This window comes from Pseudomonas sp. AO-1 (assembly GCF_019775695.1).
Classification (GTDB): domain Bacteria; phylum Pseudomonadota; class Gammaproteobacteria; order Pseudomonadales; family Pseudomonadaceae; genus Aquipseudomonas; species Aquipseudomonas parakoreensis.
On record NZ_CP079947.1, the window covers coordinates 5355351 to 5373128 of the forward strand.

General features: G+C 61.4%; 16 protein-coding genes. 6 read left to right on the plus strand and 10 right to left on the minus strand.

Features of this window, described 5'->3' with window-relative positions:
- Positions 1-3: 3 nt before the first annotated feature.
- Entirely contained in the window at positions 4-693 is a 690-nt protein-coding gene (locus KVQ82_RS24505; protein WP_222016318.1) for a DUF4197 domain-containing protein, read from the plus strand.
- Between the two features lie 1011 nt (positions 694-1704).
- Here the strand turns inward: KVQ82_RS24505 and KVQ82_RS24510 are convergent.
- Together KVQ82_RS24510 and KVQ82_RS24515 are read right to left on the minus strand one after the other, a co-directional pair.
- Positions 1705-4773: an efflux RND transporter permease subunit gene (locus KVQ82_RS24510; RefSeq protein WP_222016320.1), complete on the minus strand. Its 3069-nt coding sequence runs from the start codon at positions 4771-4773 to the stop codon at positions 1705-1707.
- Positions 4774-4779: 6 nt separating this feature from the next.
- The gene (locus KVQ82_RS24515) at positions 4780-5880 is read right to left on the minus strand and encodes an efflux RND transporter periplasmic adaptor subunit (protein ID WP_222016322.1); all 1101 of its coding nucleotides are present in this window, start codon (positions 5878-5880) and stop codon (positions 4780-4782) included.
- A gap of 94 nt (positions 5881-5974) precedes the next feature.
- Between KVQ82_RS24515 and KVQ82_RS24520 the strand changes: the two genes are divergently transcribed.
- Positions 5975-6610 (plus strand): TetR/AcrR family transcriptional regulator, encoded by a 636-nt coding sequence (locus KVQ82_RS24520; RefSeq protein ID WP_041063295.1) that lies wholly within the window; start codon positions 5975-5977, stop codon positions 6608-6610.
- A 129-nt stretch (positions 6611-6739) separates the two neighbouring features.
- Here the strand turns inward: KVQ82_RS24520 and KVQ82_RS24525 are convergent, their stop codons facing one another.
- Positions 6740-7519, minus strand: coding sequence for a class I SAM-dependent methyltransferase (locus tag KVQ82_RS24525; protein WP_222019441.1), 780 nt, complete (start codon positions 7517-7519; stop codon positions 6740-6742).
- 96 nt (positions 7520-7615) lie between these two features.
- Here KVQ82_RS24525 and KVQ82_RS24530 point away from each other — a divergent pair, with 96 nt between their 5' ends.
- Positions 7616-8236, plus strand: a complete 621-nt coding sequence (locus tag KVQ82_RS24530) for an energy transducer TonB (protein ID WP_222019442.1) — start codon at positions 7616-7618, stop codon at positions 8234-8236.
- Between the two features lie 4 nt (positions 8237-8240).
- Here KVQ82_RS24530 and KVQ82_RS24535 read toward each other — a convergent pair whose 3' ends face one another.
- From KVQ82_RS24535 to ppc, 7 genes are all read right to left on the minus strand, one after another.
- Complete coding sequence (locus KVQ82_RS24535; RefSeq protein ID WP_222016324.1) at positions 8241-8933, minus strand: extensin family protein; 693 nt, start codon at positions 8931-8933, stop codon at positions 8241-8243.
- Between the two features lie 2 nt (positions 8934-8935).
- The gene (locus KVQ82_RS24540; RefSeq protein WP_222016326.1) at positions 8936-9772 is read right to left on the minus strand and encodes an oxaloacetate decarboxylase; all 837 of its coding nucleotides are present in this window, start codon (positions 9770-9772) and stop codon (positions 8936-8938) included.
- Between the two features lie 33 nt (positions 9773-9805).
- Positions 9806-10666 (minus strand): DUF72 domain-containing protein, encoded by an 861-nt coding sequence (locus tag KVQ82_RS24545; RefSeq protein WP_041063287.1) that lies wholly within the window; start codon positions 10664-10666, stop codon positions 9806-9808.
- The gene (locus KVQ82_RS24550) at positions 10666-10974 is read right to left on the minus strand and encodes a hypothetical protein (RefSeq protein ID WP_086792184.1); all 309 of its coding nucleotides are present in this window, start codon (positions 10972-10974) and stop codon (positions 10666-10668) included. Before KVQ82_RS24550 ends, KVQ82_RS24545 begins: the two co-directional genes overlap by 1 nt.
- Positions 10975-11195: 221 nt before the next feature.
- On the minus strand, positions 11196-11870 hold the full coding sequence (gene tsaB, locus KVQ82_RS24555; RefSeq protein WP_041063283.1) for a tRNA (adenosine(37)-N6)-threonylcarbamoyltransferase complex dimerization subunit type 1 TsaB: 675 nt from the start codon (positions 11868-11870) through the stop codon (positions 11196-11198).
- Between the two features lie 93 nt (positions 11871-11963).
- Complete coding sequence (gene adk, locus KVQ82_RS24560; protein WP_025112233.1) at positions 11964-12611, minus strand: adenylate kinase; 648 nt, start codon at positions 12609-12611, stop codon at positions 11964-11966.
- Between the two features lie 290 nt (positions 12612-12901).
- Positions 12902-15532: a phosphoenolpyruvate carboxylase gene (gene ppc, locus KVQ82_RS24565; protein WP_222016328.1), complete on the minus strand. Its 2631-nt coding sequence runs from the start codon at positions 15530-15532 to the stop codon at positions 12902-12904.
- Positions 15533-15742: 210 nt separating this feature from the next.
- Between ppc and KVQ82_RS24570 the strand changes: the two genes are divergently transcribed.
- From KVQ82_RS24570 to KVQ82_RS24580, 3 genes are all read left to right on the plus strand, one after another.
- On the plus strand, positions 15743-16087 hold the full coding sequence (locus KVQ82_RS24570) for a hypothetical protein (protein WP_003222064.1): 345 nt from the start codon (positions 15743-15745) through the stop codon (positions 16085-16087).
- A 366-nt stretch (positions 16088-16453) separates the two neighbouring features.
- A complete protein-coding gene (locus KVQ82_RS24575; RefSeq protein WP_007964219.1) occupies positions 16454-16858 on the plus strand; it encodes a DUF4398 domain-containing protein in 405 nt (134 codons plus the stop codon).
- 56 nt (positions 16859-16914) lie between these two features.
- Positions 16915-17703, plus strand: coding sequence for an OmpA family protein (locus tag KVQ82_RS24580; RefSeq protein WP_127650769.1), 789 nt, complete (start codon positions 16915-16917; stop codon positions 17701-17703).
- Positions 17704-17778: the final 75 nt, after the last annotated feature.

Sequence of the window (17778 nt, forward strand, 5' to 3'; positions counted from 1 at the left end):
GCCATGCTCCGCCCTACCCTTCGCTTCGCCGGCCTGTGCGCGGGCCTGATGATCTCTGCCAGCGCCTTGGCGCTGTCGCTCAGCGACCTCTCACAACAAGACGCCACCGGCGGTCTCAAGGATGCCTTGACCCAAGGCGCGCAAATCGCCGTCAAACAACTCGGCAGCCCAGGCGGCTTCAGCAACAACCCGGAAGTGAAAATCGAACTGCCGGGCAAACTCGGCAAAGTCGCCGGCAAGATGAAAGCCTTCGGCATGGGCGCCCAGGTCGACGAACTCGAAACCGCCATGAACAAGGCCGCCGAAAGCGCCGTGACCCAGGCCCAGCCGATCCTCGTCGACGCCGTGAAGAAAATGACCGTGGCCGACGCCAAAGGCATCCTCAGCGGCGGCACCGACTCGGCCACCCAATACCTGGACAAAACCAGCCGCGAACAGATCCGCGCCAAGTTCCTGCCCATCGTCAAACAAGCCACCGACAAAGTCGGCGTAGCGCAAAAGTACAACGCCTTCGCCGGCCAGGCCGCGACCTTGGGCGTGGTGGATGCGAAAAGCGCCAACGTCGAAAACTACGTCACCGAACAAGCGCTCAATGGCCTGTTCGAAATGATCGGCAAACAGGAAGAAACCATCCGCAAGAATCCGGCGGCTGCAGCGACCGGTCTGGCGAAGAAAGTGTTCGGCACTTTGTAATTTTTGCCGTTGCACGCAAAAGCCCGCTGAACCGGTGAAGGTCAGCGGGCTTTTTGTTGCGTGTCAGCCTTGCGGATCGACTTGATCGAGGAGGCGTTTGACCGAGGGCGTCGTGGAGCTTGCGCGAATCGAGGAAGGCGTAAGGTGCAGGGTCGCTTGGACATTCTGGTTCGGATTCGGGGGGATTCGGGGTGTGTTTGAAGATGATGGGCGGGCTTGCAGATCCGGTCGGTGAATTGGCAGCGACAGACTCAGGCTAGGGATCGCGCTTGCGACGGGCAACCTGAAAACCTTATGGGAAAGTTCTGGATATCTGGAACATCTTTAAAAAGACCAAAGATGTTGGGTGGCTGGGCGGGCCTCTTCGCGAGCAAGCTCGCTCCCACATTTGGATTGGGTGCAGGCAGTTGGAGATTGGTCGGCTCATAGGCCGTCTTCGCGAGCAGGCTCGCTCCCACAGTGGGAATGGGTGTTGGCAGCTGGAGACTGGTCGGCTGTCAGGCCGCCATCGCTGGCAAGCCAGCCCCCACAGGTGGATTGGGTGCGGTCTGTTGGAAATTGGTCGGCCCATAGGCCGCCTTCGCGAGCAAGCTCGCTCCCACAAAAAAGCAAAGCAGCCCAGGCAGACCGCATGCTTTTCACCACTCAACAGGATGAGCGTTAGCTCGGCTGCAGCTTTTGATCTTGCCGTGCCGGCCCCTTCGGCAGGCTGAGTGGCGGGGGTTATCCGGGGGTGGGAGCGCAGCGACCGTTTGGCGTAGCCAAACACATCGAAAGGAGGTGCAGCGAAGCAAACCGGAGGCGATGCCCCCGGATGAACCTCGTAACGAAGGAACCCGAGCCTAGGCGAGGGCCGTACGCCGGGGCCAAGACCTTTGGTTACTTTGGGGCGTTTGCCAAAGTGACTCGCCGTAAGGGCGAAACCGCCAGCCGCAACCTCCGAAGCAACGGATAAACACCCAAAACCCCAAGAACCTGGTCGGCCCAAAGGCCGCCAAGTCCAAAAAAGCCTCATCCCTCCCGACGCACTCGGAACCAAGCCGCATACAAAGCAGGCAAAAACAAAAGCGTCAAAGCCGTAGCCACAATCAACCCCCCCATGATCGCCACCGCCATCGGCCCGAAAAACACACTGCGCGACAACGGAATCATCGCCAGCACCGCCGCCAAAGCCGTCAAGACAATAGGCCGAAACCGCCGCACCGTCGCCTCGATAATCGCCTGCCAAGGCTTGAGACCAGAGGCTATATCCTGCTCGATCTGATCCACCAGAATCACCGAGTTACGCATGATCATCCCCGACAGCGCGATCGTCCCCAGCATCGCCACAAACCCGAACGGCTGACGGAACACCATCAGAAACAACACCACCCCGATCAACCCCAACGGCGCCGTCAGAAACACCATCGCCGTGCGCGAGAAGCTACGCAATTGCACCATCAGCAACGTCAGCACCACCACGATAAACATCGGCACCCCGGCATTCACCGACTTCTGCCCACGCTCCGAATCCTCCACCGTCCCGCCGACATCCAACAGATACCCGTCAGGCAATTCGGCACGGATCGGATCCAGCGTCGGAGCGATCTGCTTCACCAGCGTCGCCGGCTGCTCCTTGCCATAGATGTCGGCACGCACCGTCACGGTGGGCAGACGATTACGGTGCCAGATGATCCCTTCCTCAAACCCGTATTCCAGCGTGGCAATCTGCGACAACGCCACACTGCGACCGTTATCGGTCGGTACCGCCAGACTCGGCAGCAACGACAACTCGGTACGCTCATGCACCGTGCCGCGCAACAGGATCTCGATCAGTTCGTTGTCCTCGCGATACTGACTGACACTCGAACCGGTCAGCGAGCTCTGGAGGAATTTCGCCAGATTGGCCGTGCTCACACCGAGTGCCCGGGCGCGGTCCTGATCGATGTTCAGGTACACCACTTTGCTCGGTTCTTCCCAGTCCAGGTGCACGTTGACCACATGCGGGTTCTCGCGCACCTTGGCCGCCACTTTGCGCGCCAGCGCACGGACTTCCTCGATGTGCTCACCGGTGACGCGGAACTGCACCGGGTAGCCCACCGGCGGACCGTTTTCCAGACGCGTGACCCGCGAGCGCAGGGCCGGGAATTGCTCGTTGAGGGTCTCGATCAACCAGGTGCGCAGGGTCTCGCGCTCCTCGATGTTTTTCGCCAATACCACGAACTGGGCGAAGCTCGCCGCCGGCAGTTGCTGATCCAGCGGCAGGTAGAAACGCGGCGAACCGGTGCCGACATACGCCACGTAGTTATCGATGCCGGCGTGATCCTTGAGCAGCGCTTCCAGGCGTTTGACCTCGGCCGTGGTGTTGGCCAGCGACGCCCCTTCGGCCAATTTCAGATCGACCATCAACTCCAGTCGATTGGAGGCCGGGAAGAACTGCTGCGGGACGAAACGGAACAGCATCACCGACGCGATGAACAGCCCCACCGTCAGCACGATCACGGTTTTGCGATGCGCCACGCACCACTCCACCAGACGCCGCACCCGTTGATAGAACGGCGTGCCATACGGGTCGGCTTGCCCGTCAGTCGTGCCGTGTTTGGCCGCATGAATCTTCGCCAGATCCGGCAGGAGTTTTTCCCCCAGATACGGCACGAACATCACCGCCGCCACCCATGACGCGAGCAAGGCGATGGTCACCACCTGGAAGATCGAACGGGTGTATTCGCCAGTGCCGGACTGCGCGGTGGCAATCGGCAGAAACCCGGCGGCGGTGATCAGCGTACCGGTGAGCATCGGGAACGCGGTGCTGGTCCAGGCGTAGCTCGCGGCCTTGATCCGGTCGAAGCCCTGCTCCATTTTGATCGCCATCATTTCCACGGCGATGATCGCGTCGTCCACCAGCAAGCCCAGCGCCAGCACCAGCGCGCCGAGCGAGATTTTGTGCAGGCCGATACCCAGGTAATACATGCAGGCGAAGGTCATCGCCAGCACCAGCGGAATGGTCAGCGCGACCACCATGCCGGTGCGCACGCCGAGGGAGAAGAAGCTCACCAGCAACACAATCGCCAGCGCCTCGACCAGCACCTGGACGAACTCGCCGACACCGGTCTTCACCGCCGCCGGTTGGTCAGAGACTTTGCGCAGTTGCATGCCGGCCGGGAGGTTTTTCTGCAGGCGCGAGAACTCGCCTTCCAGCGCTTTGCCCAGCACCAGAATGTCGCCGCCGTCCTTCATCGCGACAGCGAGGCCAATGGCGTCTTCGCCCATGAAGCGCATGCGTGGCGCCGGAGGGTCGTTGAAACCGCGATGCACATCGGCGACATCGGAGATACGGAACGTCCGGTCACCGACGCGGATCGGGAAGTTCTTGATCTCCTCGACCGTTTGAAAATTCCCCGAAACCCGCAGTTGCACACGTTCACTGCCGGTTTCAAAGAACCCCGCGGTGGACACCGCGTTCTGCTCTTCCAGCGCTTGCTGCACCGCGGCCAGTGGCAAACCGAGGGTGGCGAGTTTGACGTTGGACAGCTCGACCCAGATTTTCTCGTCCTGCAAACCGAGCAGATCGACCTTGCCGACATCCTTGACCCGCTGCAGCTGGATCTGGATGCGGTCGGCGTAATCCTTGAGCACTGCGTAATCGAAACCGTCGCCGGTCAGCGCGTAAATATTGCCGAACGTGGTGCCGAATTCATCGTTGAAAAACGGTCCCTGAATTCCCGGCGGCAAGGTCTGGCGAATGTCGCTGACCTTCTTGCGCACCTGGTACCAGAGGTCGGGGATTTCCTTGGAGTGCATCGAGTCACGGGCAATGAAGGTGACCTGCGACTCACCGGGGCGAGAGAACGACACGATGCGCTCGTACTCGCCGGTTTCCATCAATTTCTTTTCGATGCGTTCGGTGACCTGCCGCGAGACTTCCTGCGCGGTCGCCCCCGGCCAGCGGGTCTGGATGACCATGGCCTTGAAGGTGAACGGTGGGTCTTCGCTCTGGCCGAGTTTGGTGTAGGACAAGGCCCCGACGATGGCCAGCAAAAGCATCAGGAACAGGACGATCTGGCGATTACGCAACGCCCATTCGGAAAGGTTGAAGCGCATCGGGACTTACTCCTTGTCCGCCAGATTGACTACTCGGTTGGAGCGATCCACGGGACGCACCTGCTGACCATCGAGCAACACATGGACGCCGGCTGCCACCACCCAGTCGCTGGCGTTGAGGCCTTCGAGCACCGGCACACTTTTCTCGCCGAACGGGCCGATGCGCACCGGGGTCTTCTTCAGGGTGTTGTTGGCGCTGACGACCCAGACATAGGTCGCACCGTTCTCGGCACTCAGGGCCGAAAGCGGTACTGACAGCGGCACACTGTCTGCCGATTGCACGAACACCCGGGCGCTCTGCCCGAGTTCAGCCGGGACTTTGCCGCTGGTGAACGAGATGCGCGCGGCGAAGGTACGGGATTTCGGATCGGCCGCCGGCGACAGCTCACGAATCTGCCCGGCGAAGCGCTGGTTCTGCTGGGTCCACAGTTCAACGGTGACTGGCTGGCCGACCTTGAACCGCCCGAAGCTCTGCTCCGGGAGGCTGATCGACACTTCGCGCTCGCCGTCGGTGGCGAGGGTAAACACGGTTTGCCCGGCGGCGACCACCTGCCCGACTTCCACCGAACGCTTGGCCACCACACCGTCCTGCGGCGCGCGCAGCACGGCGTAACTGGCCTGGTTGGTCGAGACGTTGAATTCGGCTTTGATCTGCTTGAGGCGGGCTTCGCCGGAGCGGTAGAGGTTTTCCGCGTTGTCATAGGCGGAACGGCTGACCATCTGCCGCTCCATCAAGGTTTTGTAGCGGTCACGCTCGGCGCGCACCAGGTTCAGATTGGCTTCAGCGGCGGCGACCTGGGCGCGGGTGGCTTCCAGTTGCAGGCGCACATCCTGCGGATCGAGTTCGGCCAATGGTTGATCAGCCTTCACGCGCTGACCTTCCTCGACCAGTCGTCGGCTGACTTTGCCGCCAATGCGGAACGCCAGATCCGGTTCGTAACGGGCGCGCACCTCGCCCGGATAACTTTCCATCGCCTGCGCTGAAGGCTCTGGCTGCACCACCATGGCCGGTCGAATGCTGACTGGCGTCGCCTCTTCCTGACCGCATGCGGACAATAAAACAGCCAGGCTGACTGGCACGGCAAAGGACAACGCATAGCGGAACATGGTGACGGACCTTTCGCTTATGGTGCTTGGAATATTTATACTGGCCGGTATGGTATTAATAGCAAACTCACCAGTCCAGTATTAAAAGCGAAGAATGTCGAACAATCTTTCAGCTCCAAACGGCCCGGGCCGTCCGAAGGATCCGGCCAAGCGCCGGGCGATCCTCGATGCGGCGAAAACCCTGTTTCTGAGTCACGGCTACGCCAACACCAGCATGGACGCGGTCGCCGCCGAGGCGGGCGTGTCGAAACTGACGGTTTACAGCCACTTCAACGACAAGGAGACGTTGTTCTCCTCCGCGGTAATGGCCAAATGCGAGGAGCAGTTACCGCCGCTGTTCTTCGAATTGCCCGCCGGCATCCCCGTGGAAAATGTGTTGCTGAACATTGCCCGGGGCTTTCATCAGCTGATCAACAGCGACGAGTCGGTGAATTTGCATCGCTTGATGATGGCGCTGGGCACGCAGGATCCGAAGCTGTCGCAGATCTTCTTCGACGCTGGCCCTGAGCGCATGGTGCAAGGCATGGAGCGGCTACTCAAACGCATCGACGAGACCGGCGTGCTGAGCATCGACCTGCCGCGCAATGCCGCCGAGCACTTTTTCTGCCTGCTCAAGGGTGCGGGGAATTTTCGTTTGCTGTATTGCTGCGGTGAGCCGCTGAGCGAAGAAGCGGCAGAGAGTCATGTGCAAGAAGTGGTGGGGTTGTTCATGCGGGCGTATCGGCCCTGATTTTTTAGCGCCTGATCTGACGTCATCGCTGGCAAGCCAGCTCCCACATTGATCGTGCTGAACACAAATTGTGCGAACGACACAAAAACTTGTGGGAGCTGGCTTGCCAGCGATTGAGGCGACTCGGTATCAAGCCTTGAGTGCTTTCTTCGGGTAGATGTCATACCGGCTCGACTTGCCATCCAGCGCATGGCTCGGCTTCGGTCCCTCAATACACGGCGCCTTGCGCGGGCGCTTGACCACCACACGATGTGTCGCCAGGGCCAGCGCCGCTTCTAGCAATGCCGGCGCATCGGGATCATCGCCGACCAGCGGCCGGAACAGGCGCATCTCTTTCTTCACCAACGCGGTTTTCTCGCGGTGCGGAAACATCGGGTCGAGGTAGATCACCTGCGGCGGCTCGCCTTGCCAATTGCACATGACCTCAATGGAGTTGCCCTTGAGCAACTTCATCCGCGCGACAATCGGCGCCACGTCGAAATCTTCCGCCGCCCGCGCCAGACCATCCTCCAGCAACGCCCCGATCAACGGCTGACGCTCGATCAGGCTCATCTCGCAGCCCAGACTGGCCAGCACGAACGCATCCTTGCCCAACCCCGCCGTAGCGTCCAGCACCCGAGGGCGCACGCCCTGGGCGATGCCAACCGCCTTGGCAATCATCTGCCCGCTGCCGCCGCCGTACAGACGCCGATGCGCCGCGCCACCCTCGACAAAGTCCACCCGCACCGGTCCCGGCGCATCCGGGCCGAGCTGTTGCAGCTGCAAACCCTGCTCGCCGACCTGCAAGGCGAACTCGCCGTCGTCCTCCTGCAGCGGCAGGCCCAGGCGCTCGGCCCATTGCTCGGCTTGCGCTTCAAACGTCGGGCCGAGGGCCTGGACATGGATGCGGCAGGCCGCGGGTTGCTCAATCATGAAAACACGCTCAAAAAAGTTAAGGATCGGCAAAAAGTGGCCGATAAACCAATCAACGCGCATTTTGCCAGAGCTGAGCGTCAACCGAAAAAAATGTCAGGCATTCTTTCCACATCGATTGGCTACATTTCGCCCAAGGGCGACTTCAGCCGTCATAACACTCAAGCATTGGGCGGCGTCAGTCACCTGTGGCAGGATTTCTTTGCCCAGGCGATGGCCGAACAAACGAGTGATGTGGTGCCGGCCTGTGGCACCTTTCCACCGGTTGACCTGAACAGCCCGGAAGAACCGACCCTGGGCAGCGAGCTGCACGCGCACATCGTCGAGCAGCGTCAGTGCGATGTGGTCGAGACCGAAGTGCGCCCGCCGGAGCCGCTGTTCCTGCCGATCGCCGAGTTCGAAACCGATCTGCTGGACAAGCCGTTCCCACCGTTCCCGCCAGAAGAACTCAAGGCTCAGCAAGAGCAGCAGGACTTCGACAGCAGCTGGGTTCGCCCGATCGTAATCAACAACGGTCAGCCTGTGCCAGAGCCTGGCCCGGCGCCACAGAAGAAGCCGCTGTACCTGCCGATTGCCGAATTCGACCTCGACCTGCTGCAAAAACCTTATCCGCCGTTCCCGCCGGAAGAAATCGTCGAGCAGCAGAAAGCGCTGGACTTCGATAACGGCTGGGCGCGCCCGATCGTGTTGCAGAACCTGCGCCTCGCCGCCTGATCCCTCAGCGACACACGCTCCAGCGCCCGACATCGACATGAAAGTGATTGCGGTGGGCGGCGTTGTAATCCGGACTCAACACCACACTGAACGCCTCGCAGGCGCCATTGCGCACCTGGCGCAGAAACTGCGCGTCCTGATTTTGCTTCGGCCAGTCTTTGAGCACACTGACGCTGCGCCCGTCCGCCAGCCGAAAACCGCTGATGTCCAGCGCATCGGCACTGGCATGGCGGCTGAGCGCCCCGCTCTCGCGGTTGTAGACATTACGGCAGGCAAAGCTGCCAAGGTGATCGAGCCGCGCCACAGGCTGTCCGTAAAGCGCTTGCGCGACGGGTTGCAGGGTGTGCCGTTCAAACATCGCGTAAGCCACCGCCAACGGACAACTGGCGAGGAAGCTGCTGCTCAGCGCCACCTCGCCGCCCTGCACGCGCACGGCGCCGATCAGCGGGCACTTGGCGTCGGGGCTGTCGGCTTGCGCGGTGATGCGCAGACCCGAGTTGCTGAGCACTTGTGCGCATAACTCGGGATTGCCGCGCAGGCGCATCAGCTTGAAACCGGTCAGCCAGTTCGGCGCAGACTTTACGTCCAGCGGCGCCCACGGGTTCCACTCGGCCGGCACGTCGAGCCAGCCGCGCCAGACGCTGACCATGGCGCCAGCAATCATCAACAGTACCGACAGCGCGATCCAGCGGCCCATGCTCAGCCTTTGAAGAACTGATTGGCCTGGGCGTACGGCATCGACTGCGCAGTGAAGCCGAAGGTGCCGCGCTGCTGGATCTCTTCAGCCGCGCGGAAGAACTCGCCGAACGCTGCCAAGGCCAGCGCGGAGCCGGTGCTGATCCTGCGCACACCCATTTCTTCCAACTCCTGTACGGTCAGTTTCAAACCGCCGGACATGAGCACGTTGACCGGTTTTGGCGCCACCGCGCGCACCACCGCCAACACCTCTTCGGCGCTGCGCAGACCCGGCGCATACAGCACGTCGGCGCCCGCCTCGGCAAAGGCTTGCAGGCGGCGAATGGTGTCGTTGAGATCGGGATTGCCGTGCAGGTAGTTTTCCGCGCGGGCGGTCAAGATGAAGGGAAATGGCAGCGTGCGCACCGCAGCGACGGCGGCTTCGATGCGTGCCACGGCGTGTTCGAAGCAGTAGATCGGTGCGTCGGCACGGCCCGTGGCGTCCTCGATCGAACCACCGACCGCGCCGGCCTCGGCCGCACGCAGCAAGCTTTTGGCGCACTCGGCCGGGTCATCGGCGAAACCGTTTTCCAGGTCCACCGCCACCGGCAGATCGGTCGCTGCGACAATTGCCCGGACATTGGCCAAGGTGTCATCGAGACTCAGGGCGCCATCGGCTTTGCCTTGGGAAAACGCATAACCGGCACTGGTGGTCGCCAACGCCTGATAGCCCAGACTGGCGAGCATTTTCGCCGAGCCGGCATCCCACGGATTGGGGATGACGAAAATCCCCGCACCTTCATGCAGAGCCTTGAAGGCCTGGGCTTTGCGGGCTTGTTCTTGAAGGGCGTGGGCGTCCATCGGCAGGCTCCTGGGCAGGGGAAAAATCCGCCTTCAGAGCAAGCCGAGTTGCTCGGCGGCGGGTTCTCTGTATAGCTCAGGCAGGGACGGCAGGCCAGGCAAACGTTGCATCAATTGTGCGTGAAAACGTTGCGCCAGCTTCGCCGCCATCACGTTGTCGGCGGTGTGCAGGAAGATGTACGGCGTGCGGCCCTCTTCGATCCACTCGGCGATTTTCGCCACCCATGGCACGAGGAACGGATCGTTGGCTTCCAGCTCCGGGTGGCCGATGAAGCGCACCTGCGGACATTGAGTGAACGCCGCCGGACGGGTCGGCACCCGAGGCTTTTTCGATTGCGCGTGGATCACCGAAGACTCGGTCGACAGGCAACTGAACAGCGCCCGTGGATCGAGGCAGATGCGCTCCACGCCACGTTCAAGCAGCAGACGATTGAGCAGGCGCTCGCTCTCGCCCTTGGCGAAAAACTGTTCGTGACGGACTTCCACTGCCAGTGGCCGGTCCAGCGCGTCGATGAACGCCGTCAGCTCGGGCAATCGATGCGGGGTGAAGCTTTTCGACAATTGCAGCCACAGCGGCGAAACCCGTTCGCCGAGCGGGCTGAGAAGATTTACGAACGTTTCGGCGGCGGTCAGCTGATCGCGCAGGTCACCGCTGTGGCTGATATCGCCGGGAAACTTGGCGGTGAAGCGAAAATGTTCGGGCATGGTCTCGGCCCAACGCTGCACGGTGGCCGGCGAGGGGCTGGCGTAGAAGGTCGTGTTGCCTTCGACGGCATTGAATACTTGGGAGTAGAGAGCGAGGAAGTCGGAGGTCTTGGCGTCTTCGGGATACAGATACTCGCGCCAGGCGTTTTCACTCCAGGACGGACAACCGAGGTAGTAAGGCAGATCCATCAGATGTACAGGTCGAGGCCCAGCACATCCGCATCCCAATCGACAAAACCGGCGGTGCTCAGGTAGCTGGCCAGGGCCATCGCTACGCTTTTGCTCATGGCGCGGTGATAAATCATGTCTTGCTGACGGGCAGGCAGATTGGCCAGGCGTTGTGCGGAGGCTTTGGCAGCGCGGGCGGCCAGTTGCTCTTCAGTCGGGAATTCCAGCTCGCCATCGATATCGTCGACGGACTCATCCAGCACCACATTGCCTTTGCGAGGCTTGCGCTTGATGGGGTAGGACTGAGAGGAAAGGCCGTCTATACGCATAATTTCATGCTCGGTATCGATGATGGCAATTTAGCGGCACTTGACCGACTTAGCAAACCGCCGAGTGATAACTAGAACACATAAAGCGTAAAAGGTTTAAAGCGAGGGGATGGAAACTGATGATTGGCAGCTGTAGAAGCAAAAGATCGCAGCCTTCGGCAGCTCCTACAAAAGCATGCAATCCCTGTAGGAGCTGCCGCAGGCTGCGATCTTTTAAGGGCTCAGCGAGCCTTTGGAGTAGCGACTTTATCGCGCAGGTAAACCGGTTGCGCCTCGTCGGCCGGGATCGACTCGCCGCGTTCCCAGGCAAATCGCGCCAGGGTCAGCAGGTCTTCGGCGTGAGGCAGCATGCCGGCATCCGAGCCGCTCAGGCTGAGCGCGATCCGCTCGCCATAGCCCCAACCGGTGCCCGCACCGAACCACTCACCGCTGGCATCGCCCGGCAGCGCCGCGGCTTCCGGTGGCAGCACCGCTTCGGCACCGACCAGACGCATCTCGCCGGCGGTCTCGCGGTAGCAGCCCCAATACACTTCATCCATCCGCGCATCGATAGCCGCCGCGACCTGACTCACGCCGTGTTCGCGATATGCACGTTGCGCCAGGACGGCGAGGTTGGACACCGGCAGCACCGGACGATCCAGCGCAAACGCCAGACCTTGCACCACACCAATGGCGATCCGCACACCGGTGAACGCACCCGGCCCACGACCGAACGCGATGGCGTCCACCGCTTGCAGCGTGGTGCCGGCGTCGGCCAGCAGTTGCTGGATCATCGGCAGCAGCTTCTGCGCGTGCAGACGCGGGATCACCTCGTAATGGCTCGTGACCTTGCCGTCATGCAGCAAGGCAACGGAGCAAGCTTCGGTCGCGGTGTCCAGGGCCAGCAAGGTGCTCATCGATGTTTCCAAAACAGGTGGGAGAAAAAGGGCGTCAGTATAAACAACTACGGCCCGCAAGCGGGCCGTAGATGATGCAGCGGATCAGCTTTTTCAGCTCAGCGCTTCGAGCACCTTGGCGGTGATCGCTTCAACCGAACCAACGCCCGGGATGTGGCTGTACTTCGGCTTGCCGTTGGCAGCGGAGAGCTTCTGGTAGAAATCCACCAGCGGCTTGGTCTGCGAATGGTAGACCGACAGGCGATGACGCACGGTTTCTTCGGTGTCGTCCTTGCGCTGCACCAGATCGTCGCCAGTAACGTCGTCTTTGCCAGCCACTTTCGGCGGGTTGTAGACGATGTGGTAAACGCGGCCGCTGGCCTCGTGAACGCGACGACCGGCGATACGCTGAACAATTTCTTCGTCTTCAACAGCGATTTCAACCACGGCGTCCAGTTCGACACCGGCAGTCACCAGGGCTTCGGCCTGGGGAATGGTGCGCGGGAAGCCGTCGAACAGGAAGCCATTGACGCAGTCGGGTTGAGCGATGCGATCCTGCACCAGCGCGATGATCAGGTCATCCGACACCAGGCCGCCGGCATCCATGATGCTCTTGGCTTGAACGCCCAGCGGAGTGCCGGCCTTGACCGCAGCACGCAGCATGTCGCCGGTGGAGATTTGCGGAATGCCGAATTTCTCGGTGATGAACTTAGCCTGAGTACCTTTACCGGCCCCGGGAGCTCCCAGCAGAATGACGCGCATCGATGTGCTCCTCAATTTTTTATATAGAAAACAACGGGATTCGCCTCTTTGGGCCAATCTCAAAAAAACGGGTCGTGGCCGCACAAACGGCCAAAGGCTGATCAAGATACACAGCAGGCTGCGCCCACACAAGACGCCAAAAGTCGGAGAAACCGGCGCCCGCCGCGACCTTGCGACGCGGTAACCCAAGTCGCAACCCCATCATTAACTGTCGCCTGCCCGCACTTTCTGCCTGTGCACAAAGCGGCACCCGGCCTGTGCACCGGGCGCCTGATACCACCGCAAAAACCTTAGCCGGTATTGCGCAAACCGGCGGCAATTCCCGCCACAGACACCAGCAGCGCCTGCTCCACCGGGCTGCCCTGTTCGACATTCTGCTGCCGTGAACGGGCCAACAGCTCGGCCTGCAATAGATGAAGCGGGTCGAGGTAAGTGTTGCGCAGACGGATGAATTCCAGCGTCTCTGGGCTATGTGCCAGCAGTTGCGACTGACCGGTCAGGCCGAGCACCACCGTGCACGCCTGCGACAATAGGTCGCGTAACTGCGCGCCCAACGGCAGCAAGTCCGGCTCGACCAGACGCTGGTCGTACGACAGCGCGATGTCGGCGTCGGCCTTGGCCAGGACCATTTCCAGCATGTCGATACGGGTGCGGAAGAACGGCCACTGTTCACGCATCTGCCCAAGCAGTTCGCCCTCGCCGCGCTCCAGCGCCTTGCTCAACGCGCTTTCCCAACCGAGCCAGGCCGGCAGCATCAGGCGGGTCTGGGTCCAGCCGAAGATCCACGGGATCGCCCGCAGACTCTCGATCCCACCGGCACGGCGCTTGGCCGGACGGCTGCCGAGGGGCAAGCGTCCCAGCTCCTGCTCCGGTGTCGACTGGCGGAAATACTCGACGAACTGCGGATTCTCCCGCACCACGGCGCGATACGCGGCGACGCCGTCGGCGGCCAGTTCATCCATCAGGTGCCGCCATTCGGGCGTCGGCGGCGGTGGTGGCAGCAGCGTCGCTTCGAGCACCGCGGCCAGATACAGATTGAGGTTCTGCTCGGCGATGTCCGGCAGGCCGAATTTGAATCGAATCATTTCGCCCTGCTCGGTGGTGCGGAAGCGCCCCGCCACCGACCCCGGCGGCTGCGACAGAATCGCCGCGTGCGCCGGACCGCCGCCACGGCCCACGGTGCCACCGCGACCGTGGAACAACAGCAGTTCGACTTGCTGCTCGCGGCAGATCTCCACCAGCCGCTCCTGCGCGCGATATTGCGCCCAGGCCGCAGCGGTGGTGCCGGCGTCCTTGGCCGAGTCGGAATAACCGATCATCACTTCCTGCGGGCCTTGCAGCCTCGCGCGGTAGCCCGGCAGCAGCAACAGACGCTCCATCACCGGCCCGGCGTTGTCGAGGTCGGCGAGGGTTTCGAACAGCGGCACCACGCGCATCGGCCGCAGCACGCCGGACTCTTTCAGCAGCAGTTGCACCGCCAGCACGTCGGAGGCGGCGCCCGCCATCGAGATCACGTAGGAACCCAGCGAGGCGCCCGGTGCGGCAGCGATTTCCTTGCAAGTGGCGAGCACTTCAGCGGTGTCGGCGGACGGTTTGAAATGCGCCGGGAGCAGTGGCCGACGATTGCTCAATTCGCGGGTGAGGAAGCTGATGCGCTGCTCTTCGTCCCAGTCTTCGTAGCGACCGAGGCCGAGGTAATCGGTGATTTCGGTCATTGCCGAACTGTGCCGCGTCGAATCCTGGCGCACGTCGAGGCGCACCAGGAACAGGCCGAAGGTCACCGCCCGGCGCAGGCAATCGAGCAACGGCCCGTCGGCAATCACGCCCATGCCGCATTCGTGCAGGGAGTTGAAACACAGTTCCAGCGGATCGAGCAGATCGCGGTTGTTGTGCAACACGTCGGCCGGCGCCGGTGTGCTGGCGCTGAGCGAGGCATGCGCCCAATTGCGCGTGGCACGCAGGCGTTCGCGCAACTGCTTGAGCACCGCCCGGTAAGGTTCGGCGCTGTCACCGGCCTTGGCCTTGAGCGCATCACTGGCCTGCTGCATCGACAGTTCCGCAGCCAGATGATCGACATCGCGCAGGTACAGGTCGGCAGCCATCCAGCGCGCCAGCAACAGCACTTCGCGGGTCACCGCTGCCGTGACATTCGGGTTGCCGTCACGGTCGCCGCCCATCCATGAAGCAAAGCGGATCGGCGCCGCTTCCAGCGGCAAGTGCAGGCCCGTCGCTTCATACAGCGCCTTGTCGGCCTTGCGCATATGGTTGGGAATCGCCTGCCACAGCGAATGTTCGATCACCGCAAAGCCCCATTTCGCTTCGTCGACCGGGGTCGGCCGGGTACGGCGGATTTCTTCGGTGTGCCAGGCTTCGGCGATCAAACGTTGCAGGGTGTTCTGGATCTGTTCGCGTTCGGCGCTGGTCAGGTCGCGATGATCCTGCGCGGCCAGTTGCGCGGCGATCGCGTCGTACTTCTGGATCAGCGTGCGCCGCGCCACTTCGGTCGGGTGCGCAGTCAGCACCAGTTCGATTTCCAGGCGCGCCAGTTGCCGGGCCAGGGATTCGGCGCTGTGGCCTTCGTTGCGCAGGCGGGCGAGCAGTTCCGGCAGTACGCGGGACTCGAACGGTGCCGGCTGCGACTCTTCGCGGCGATGAATCAGCTGATACTGCTCGGCGATGTTCGCCAGGTTGAGAAACTGGTTGAACGCCCGCGCCACCGGCAGCAGTTCGTCTTCGCTCAGCTGATTGAGGCTGGCGCTGAGTTCGGCGTCCATCGAGCCACGGCGATCTGCCTTGGCGCCCTTGCGGATCTGCTCGATCTTGTCGAGAAATTCCTCGCCGTACTGGTCGCGGATGGTATTGCCTAACAGCTCACCCAACAGGTGAACGTCCTCGCGCAAGCGTGCATCGATATCGGTCATCAGCAGTTCTCCAGCGGTAATCGGGACGGCTCAGAAACGAATGCTTTGCCCAGAGAGTGCCGCTCTGTGGCGCTTCTTACAAGCAGACGACGAAGGGACTTTAAACCTTGCGGCCTGAAGCTAGTCTCAACAGTAAGCCGCACAACGGCTTGCCGGCCGCGCCGGACACTCACCCGATCCTGCCATGAGCAGGTACGACATGAGGTCATCATGAAAATCCGTGAACTCGCCCAGCATTGGGAAGAAAACGCCAAGGGTCGCCTGACCGACACTGGCTACACGATTCATCTGGACGTCGAGGCCGCTGCGCGCCTGGCGGCGATTGCCGAGATGTACCCCAAACGCCACCCGGAAGAACTGCTCGGCGAACTGATCGGCGCCGCGCTCGAAGAGTTCGAGGCGAGCCTGCCGTATGTGAAAGGTTCGACGGTGGTGGCGACGGATGAAGAAGGTGATCCGCTGTATGAGGACGTCGGTCCGACGCCACGGTTTCTGGCGCTTTCACGCCGGCATTTGCAGGATTTGTCCGCCGCTGCCGGCAAGCAAAAACACTGATCAGACAACACAAAAACCTGTGGGAGCGGGCTTGCCCGCGATGGCGTCAGTTCAGTCACATCAGTGTTGAATTTGATGGCCTCATCGCTGGCAAGCCAGCTCCCACAGGGATCGTATCCTTCTCCGCTTCTGCACGATTTTTTCCCCGCGCGTACCTCTCCCCGCCTCTAAAGTTCCCGGTTTAGAGCCTTGTCGACTTGGTCAAAAAAACTTTTGGCGATAGGCCATCTTTTCTGAACTTTTGAAAAACGCCTTCGGTCGGAAGCTGTAACCACGCCTGGAACGAGCGTTTCAAAAACGCGCTTTTACACGACGCTTGCGGCTCCTCGACCAGGATGGATTTTCGGTTTTATCAGGAGTTAAACAATGGAGTTGAAGACCATGAAGACCCAAACCTCGTTCTCCCACCTGCGCGGTCTGAAACTGGCTGCTCTGGCCATCGGTACCAGCTTCGTACTGGCCGGTTGCGCCGGTAACCCGCCGACCGAGCAGTACGCCGTGACCCAATCGGCGGTCAACAGTGCGGTCAGCGCCGGTGGTACCGAGTTCGCTGCTGTGGAAATGAAGCAGGCGCAGGACAAGCTCAAGCAAGCCGAAATCGCCATGCACGACAAGAAGTATGAACAGGCTCGCACCCTCGCCGAGCAAGCCGAATGGGACGCTCGCGTAGCAGAACGCAAGGCTCAGGCTGCCAAGGCCGAACAGGCTGTGAAGGATTCCCAGAAAGGTGTTCAGGAACTGCGTCAGGAAAGTCAGCGCACCGTGCAGTAAGCGCGCATCCCGAATCGCAAAGCTGAAACTTTTATCGATAGAAAGGACGACAAATTATGCGTAAGCAACTGATGATCCCCGCTCTCCTGGCCGCAAGCGTTGCCCTGGCTGCCTGCTCCACCCCGCCTAACCCGAACCTGGAGCAGGCACGTACCAACTACGCCGGCCTGCAGGCCAACCCACAGGCAAGCAAAGTCGCTGCCCTGGAAACCAAGGACGCCAGCGATTACCTGGACAAGGCCGACAAGGCTTATCTGGACAAGCAAGACGCAGCCAAAGTTGACCAACTGGCCTACCTGACCAACCAGCGCGTGGAAGTGGCCAAGCAGACCATCGCCCTGCGCACCGCTGAGAACAACCTGAAAAACGCTGCCGCGCAACGTGCCCAAGCGCGTCTGGACGCTCGTGATCAGCAGATCAAACAACTGCAGCAGAGCCTGAACGCCAAGCAGACCGATCGCGGTACGCTGGTGACTTTCGGTGACGTGCTGTTCGCCACCAACAAGGCTGACCTGAAATCCAGCGGTCTGGTGAACATCAACAAACTGGCGCAGTTCCTCCAGGAAAACCCTGATCGCAAAGTGATCGTCGAGGGTTACACCGACAGCACCGGCGCGGCTTCGTACAACCAGTCGCTGTCCGAGCGTCGTGCCACCTCGGTACAAGTCGCGCTGATCAAGATGGGCGTAGATCCTTCGCGCATCGTTGTTCAGGGTTACGGCAAGGAATACCCGGTTGCCGACAACGGCAGCGTTTCCGGTCGTGCGATGAACCGTCGTGTGGAAGTGACCATTTCCAACGACAACCAGCCAGTGATGCCACGTTCGGCGGTCAGCTCGAACTAAGCAACACGCAGTGACGTAAAAGCCCCGCCTGACTGAATCAGGCGGGGCTTTTTGTTGAAGATCAAAAGATCGCAG

Bases quoted from the DNA above. Each gene is read 5' to 3' on its own strand.
- KVQ82_RS24505 (WP_222016318.1), top strand. From the start codon at position 4: ATGCTCCGCCCTACCCTTCGCTTCGCCGGCCTGTGCGCGGGCCTGATG.
- KVQ82_RS24510 (WP_222016320.1), bottom strand. From the start codon at position 4,773: ATGCGCTTCAACCTTTCCGAATGGGCGTTGCGTAATCGCCAGATCGTC.
- KVQ82_RS24515 (WP_222016322.1), bottom strand. From the start codon at position 5,880: ATGTTCCGCTATGCGTTGTCCTTTGCCGTGCCAGTCAGCCTGGCTGTT.
- KVQ82_RS24520 (WP_041063295.1), top strand. From the start codon at position 5,975: ATGTCGAACAATCTTTCAGCTCCAAACGGCCCGGGCCGTCCGAAGGAT.
- KVQ82_RS24530 (WP_222019442.1), top strand. From the start codon at position 7,616: ATGTCAGGCATTCTTTCCACATCGATTGGCTACATTTCGCCCAAGGGC.
- KVQ82_RS24535 (WP_222016324.1), bottom strand. From the start codon at position 8,933: ATGGGCCGCTGGATCGCGCTGTCGGTACTGTTGATGATTGCTGGCGCC.
- KVQ82_RS24540 (WP_222016326.1), bottom strand. From the start codon at position 9,772: ATGGACGCCCACGCCCTTCAAGAACAAGCCCGCAAAGCCCAGGCCTTC.
- KVQ82_RS24545 (WP_041063287.1), bottom strand. From the start codon at position 10,666: ATGGATCTGCCTTACTACCTCGGTTGTCCGTCCTGGAGTGAAAACGCC.
- KVQ82_RS24550 (WP_086792184.1), bottom strand. From the start codon at position 10,974: ATGCGTATAGACGGCCTTTCCTCTCAGTCCTACCCCATCAAGCGCAAG.
- tsaB (WP_041063283.1), bottom strand. From the start codon at position 11,870: ATGAGCACCTTGCTGGCCCTGGACACCGCGACCGAAGCTTGCTCCGTT.
- adk (WP_025112233.1), bottom strand. From the start codon at position 12,611: ATGCGCGTCATTCTGCTGGGAGCTCCCGGGGCCGGTAAAGGTACTCAG.
- ppc (WP_222016328.1), bottom strand. From the start codon at position 15,532: ATGACCGATATCGATGCACGCTTGCGCGAGGACGTTCACCTGTTGGGT.
- KVQ82_RS24570 (WP_003222064.1), top strand. From the start codon at position 15,743: ATGAAAATCCGTGAACTCGCCCAGCATTGGGAAGAAAACGCCAAGGGT.
- KVQ82_RS24575 (WP_007964219.1), top strand. From the start codon at position 16,454: ATGGAGTTGAAGACCATGAAGACCCAAACCTCGTTCTCCCACCTGCGC.
- KVQ82_RS24580 (WP_127650769.1), top strand. From the start codon at position 16,915: ATGCGTAAGCAACTGATGATCCCCGCTCTCCTGGCCGCAAGCGTTGCC.